Here is a 4,454-nt window from a genome sequence, read left to right as displayed (position 1 = left end):
ACTATACCTTTTGATTTTGAAATGATTAGTTCTATGTCTTCTTTCAAAAAGTTCGAAGTCTGTCCCTTAGCGCCCACAGGATAAAAAGGTCTTCAGAAATGGAGACCTTTTTTAGTTGATATGAAATACTACGTTTACATATTATATTCTGAGTCACAAAATGGTTCTGTCTGATTAATTTTTTCAATACCAAATATCCTTAGTTGTGAGATTCAAAATTAAGTACATGTACAACTGTCATAAATATCCTCATAGTATCATCTAGTAAGCAGTTTACTTTATGTTAGAGCTAATGGGAAAGAATCAAAAATGAAGCTACAGTGAAAATGATTTCAGAAAACCTTCGCTACCATGCAAATGGATTGGTTAGCCCTATATGATGGAAAATATTTAACAAATTGATGTTTATATTGGAAAATATTTATCAAATTTGTATTTTGATATTAGTATAATGGAAAAAAGTAGGCCAATACATCTTCAAGAAATCATTTATGGTTCACCAGAATCTAATGTTTCGCGACAAATATCCAAGCTTGAGAAAGAAGGAAAGATTAGAAAGATAGCTTCTAGGATTTACACCAGTAACCTAGAAGATACGCCAGAAGATATCATACAGCGCAATATATTTCCCATTTTAGGAAACCAATATCCAGGAGCCGTATTGAGCCATCGTTCGGCTTTTGAATTTTCGCCTACATCAACAAATCAATTATTTGTCACCTACAAATACACTAAAAAGGTAAAGCTACCAGGAATAACCATTCGGTTTATGGAAGGCTCAGAAGCCATAAAAGGTGACATTTCATTTTCTGGCGAACTTATAGTGTCACAACTTGAGCGTGCCTTACTAGAAAACTTACAAGTCTCCAGACAAACAGGTGGTGACTCAAAAACACTTACTTACCCAGAAATAGAAGAGAAACTAGAAAAGATTATTCGGGTCAACGGCGAAGCCGAATTAAACAGCGTTAGAGACAGAGCTCGCGATATTGCTGAACAACTCGGGATGCAAAAAGAGTTTGAAAAACTGAACAAGATTATTAGTGCTTTATTAGCCACGCATCCTGCTACTACTTTGAAATCACCTTTGGCAGTAGCGAGAGCAAATAATTTACCTTACGACCCAGTGCGTATCCAAGTATTTGAAACACTTTTTAAAGCCCTTAAAAAGGAAGAGTTTAAAAATCGTGAGGAACAAAACACCACTACCAGAGCGTACAGAAACTTTGCATTTTATGAAAGCTACTTTTCAAACTATATTGAAGGTACTGTTTTTGAAATTGATACTGCAAAACGCATTATTGCCACACAGCAACCATTGCCTGCACGTAATGAAGATTCGCATGATGTACTTGGTACATATCAACTGGCATCCAATAAACAAGAAATGCGAGTGCTACCTTATTCTGGTGAAAACCTCATTGACATCTTAAAATACCGACACGCTATTATGCTAAGTGCTAGAACAGATAAAAAGCCCGGTGTTTTTAAAGACAAAAACAACCAAGCGGGTAATACCTCTTTTGTAGATATGGAACTGGTTAACGGTACGCTCCTACAAAGCTTTGACTTTTACAAAGCCCTTATTCATCCCTTTGCAAAAGCTGCGTACATCATGTTTGTGGTAAGCGAGGTGCATCCGTTTTTAGATGGTAATGGACGTATGGCTCGTATAATGATGAATGCAGAATTATCTGCAGCAAACCACTCTAAAATTATCATCCCAACAGTATATCGAGAAGATTATTTAGGTGCTTTACGTAAGCTTACGCGAAATAACGACCCAGAAGTATATATTAGAATGTTGAATCGTGCTCAGGCTTTTAGTCATACACTTCTAGGTGACGATATGCCGTACATGGAAGCAACTCTTGAAGCTAGCAACGCTTTTAAGGAAAGTAATGAAGGAATTTTGAAAATTATTGTATAACAAGAAGTATGTTGGATTCTGTCGCTTTAACTTTTGTAATTTCATGTATAGTTAGAAAGATTTAAAGTGAAGTTACTGTTTTAAAATATTCTTAATGATTTTTCCTAAATAGCTTGTAAATTTAGGTTTTCGCACAAGCGAGAAAGTCGTTCTTTTAAATAGAATTTAGTGTAGTCCTTATGGGATGCTCCTAAATAATAGGCATGGAAGTGTAGATAGCGACGCGTATCGCTATGGTTTCCAAGGACAGGAACGTGATGATGAAGTGAAAGGTGAAGGGAATAGTTATAACTACACCTTTAGAATGCATGATCCTAGGTTGGGTAGGTTTCTTTCAAGAGATCCCTTAGCTAAAGATTACCCTCATAATAGTGTTTATGCTTTTAGTGAGAATAGTGTTATTGGAGGAAAGGAATTAGAAGGTGCAGAATATATGGATAAAGATGAGGCTAGAATTCATGTGGTACAGGGCAAGCTTTTTATAAAATTAGCTAATTTTAATTATCCATTTAGAAATGCATTCAATAGACAACATGGGGAAAGCGCAAATTTAGTTTTTGCAGATTCTCGAAATCCAGGACAACTTTCGGGAGATCTTTTTTTATATAAAATTAACCCTTTGATGTACCCATTATCTTTATCCAATCCGTCAGAAGGAATGAATCCAAATGTAAATATTCAAGCGCCAATACCTGCAGAACATGTATTTAGAGAGGTAAGAGTTAGGTCTTATATTGGAAATAAATACAAAAAAGATGGAGTAACGCCTAAGGGCAGTTCAAGTAGATGGCCTTCAAAAAATGTTACTGAGGTATTTTATGAATATGTTCCGGCGCATTCTGGTAGTGGCGGTGGTGTTAAGGGTGTGGCAGTAGGTATCGCGGTGGTTTCTTTATTTAATTATGGGATGGAAACCTATGGAAATATATCGATTTCAAATGACCTAACTAGAATACATGAACAAACTCAAGGCACTAAATTTTGGCAAGATGGAATTTTATATAGAAAACCTTCTGTGTTTGAACAAGCTCAAAGAGATGTTAAAAGAGCTCTTAACGATGGATTGATTCGTGGTTTTGATACAAATCAAATGAGTCAAGTAATGAATATAATCTTATATGGAGGTGATGGAAATGAAAGCCCACTAATAATTGAAGCAGCGAGATCGGTTATTACAAATTACTCTAGTGAATCAGCAAAAGCTAGATTGGATTTCACCTTACTTCAAGAGGAAAAAGATAAGAATTTTGTTGAACGAGTGAATCAAAATGAAAGTAATCAAGAGCAGAATAATAATGAAGAAAATTGTGATGAAGAAGAGTGTAATGGTGGCTAATTTTATTTTAATATTTCTAATATTATGTAATTGCTCATCTAATAAGAACATGCGTTTTGAAGGAGAATGGTTAATGACGCACTATATTCATAAAGATAGTTTAATATTGGAAAACAACATTGATATTCTTCCTAGGGAAGCTCCTTATCTTAGCACCATTTCAGGATATATAAGTATGAGTGGTAAACAGATGGCTTTCAATTATGATTACCACGATAAAAGCATTAATTCCAAATTTGATATTTTACCAGACGCTATAAACCCGAAATTTATAATTACAGAAAGTGAAGATTCATTGTTTAATGGAGAATATACATTCAAATATGATTCTTCTATAATATCATCGAAAACAACTGATTTTAAGGTTAAAGAAGAAGTCCTTAGACTGGAATCAGATGTTAATTTGATATATTTTTTTAGAAAAAATGTAATTCAGGAAGCTATGAAGAAGGACTATTCTCGTCCGAGAAGACCATTTTAAAAAGGATTCTATCGATTTAATCTGCAGTTCTGTCGCATTAACGTGCACGGCACTAATCGTTAAAACCGCGACAACGGTGTTCCAATATTGGGACATCCCTTATGGGTAAAAGGATTGAGAGCTCTTGCCGTTAATTAAGAAATAGTAAAAGAAAAATCAATGATGACTTTCCTTTTATAAATTCAAATGCTCTTTAAAAATCCTTCTCGTAACTAACTCATTTTAAGAACTGTCCTTATAAGGAACATTCTATTTCAAAATGCACTCGTAGGTTGCAATGCAGTGCAGTGCATTGCGGTTTACACCGCACTCAGAAACCTCGTAAAGCGATATAAGGATCATGGACATTATTTCCTACATCCCTGATGAATTCATTTTTTAATTCCGGATATAATTTTTTTAGCTGATCGGATTCTAAGATTTCTCTATAAAGCTTGTTTAACCCGATATTTGCACATATCCTTGCAACCTACGAGTGCATTTTGAAATATAGTGTTCCTTATAAGGACAGTTCTTAAAATGAGTTAGTTACGAGAAGGATTTTTAAAGAGCATTTGAATTTATAAAAGGAAAGTCATCATTGATTTTTCTTTTACTATTTCTTAATTAACGGCATAGATTACAGGCGCTTTTTCTATTTTCTAGTCTCCTTATTATTTTTTGCTTCTCAAGACCAATTGTATATTGAGTTAACTCGATGGGTTTAC

General features: G+C 34.5%; 3 protein-coding genes. All 3 read left to right on the top strand.

The genetic code is table 11. From position 1 onward, the window contains the following. The first annotated feature begins 451 nt into the window (after positions 1–451). The 3 genes from IL45_RS14645 (at position 452) to IL45_RS14635 (ending at position 3,747) form a co-directional block, all read left to right on the top strand. Positions 452–1,930, top strand: a complete 1,479-nt coding sequence (locus IL45_RS14645) for a Fic family protein (RefSeq protein WP_036585638.1) — start codon at positions 452–454, stop codon at positions 1,928–1,930. A 184-nt stretch (positions 1,931–2,114) separates the two neighbouring features. Further along, a complete protein-coding gene (locus tag IL45_RS14880; RefSeq protein WP_051788757.1) occupies positions 2,115–3,266 on the top strand; it encodes an RHS repeat domain-containing protein in 1,152 nt (383 codons plus the stop codon). A gap of 49 nt (positions 3,267–3,315) precedes the next feature. Then, positions 3,316–3,747 (top strand): hypothetical protein, encoded by a 432-nt coding sequence (locus IL45_RS14635; protein WP_146128698.1) that lies wholly within the window; start codon positions 3,316–3,318, stop codon positions 3,745–3,747. The last annotated feature ends 707 nt before the right edge of the window (positions 3,748–4,454 follow it).

It is taken from the genome of Nonlabens ulvanivorans, assembly GCF_000732625.1.
Classification (GTDB): domain Bacteria; phylum Bacteroidota; class Bacteroidia; order Flavobacteriales; family Flavobacteriaceae; genus Nonlabens; species Nonlabens ulvanivorans.
This window is presented reverse-complemented; position numbering and strand designations above follow the sequence as displayed.

What these genes read in the sequence shown, in the direction of transcription:
- IL45_RS14645 (WP_036585638.1), top strand. Translation starts at nt 452, where the DNA reads ATGGAAAAAAGTAGGCCAATACATCTTCAAGAAATCATTTATGGTTCA.
- IL45_RS14880 (WP_051788757.1), top strand. Translation starts at nt 2,115, where the DNA reads ATGCTCCTAAATAATAGGCATGGAAGTGTAGATAGCGACGCGTATCGC.
- IL45_RS14635 (WP_146128698.1), top strand. Translation starts at nt 3,316, where the DNA reads ATGCGTTTTGAAGGAGAATGGTTAATGACGCACTATATTCATAAAGAT.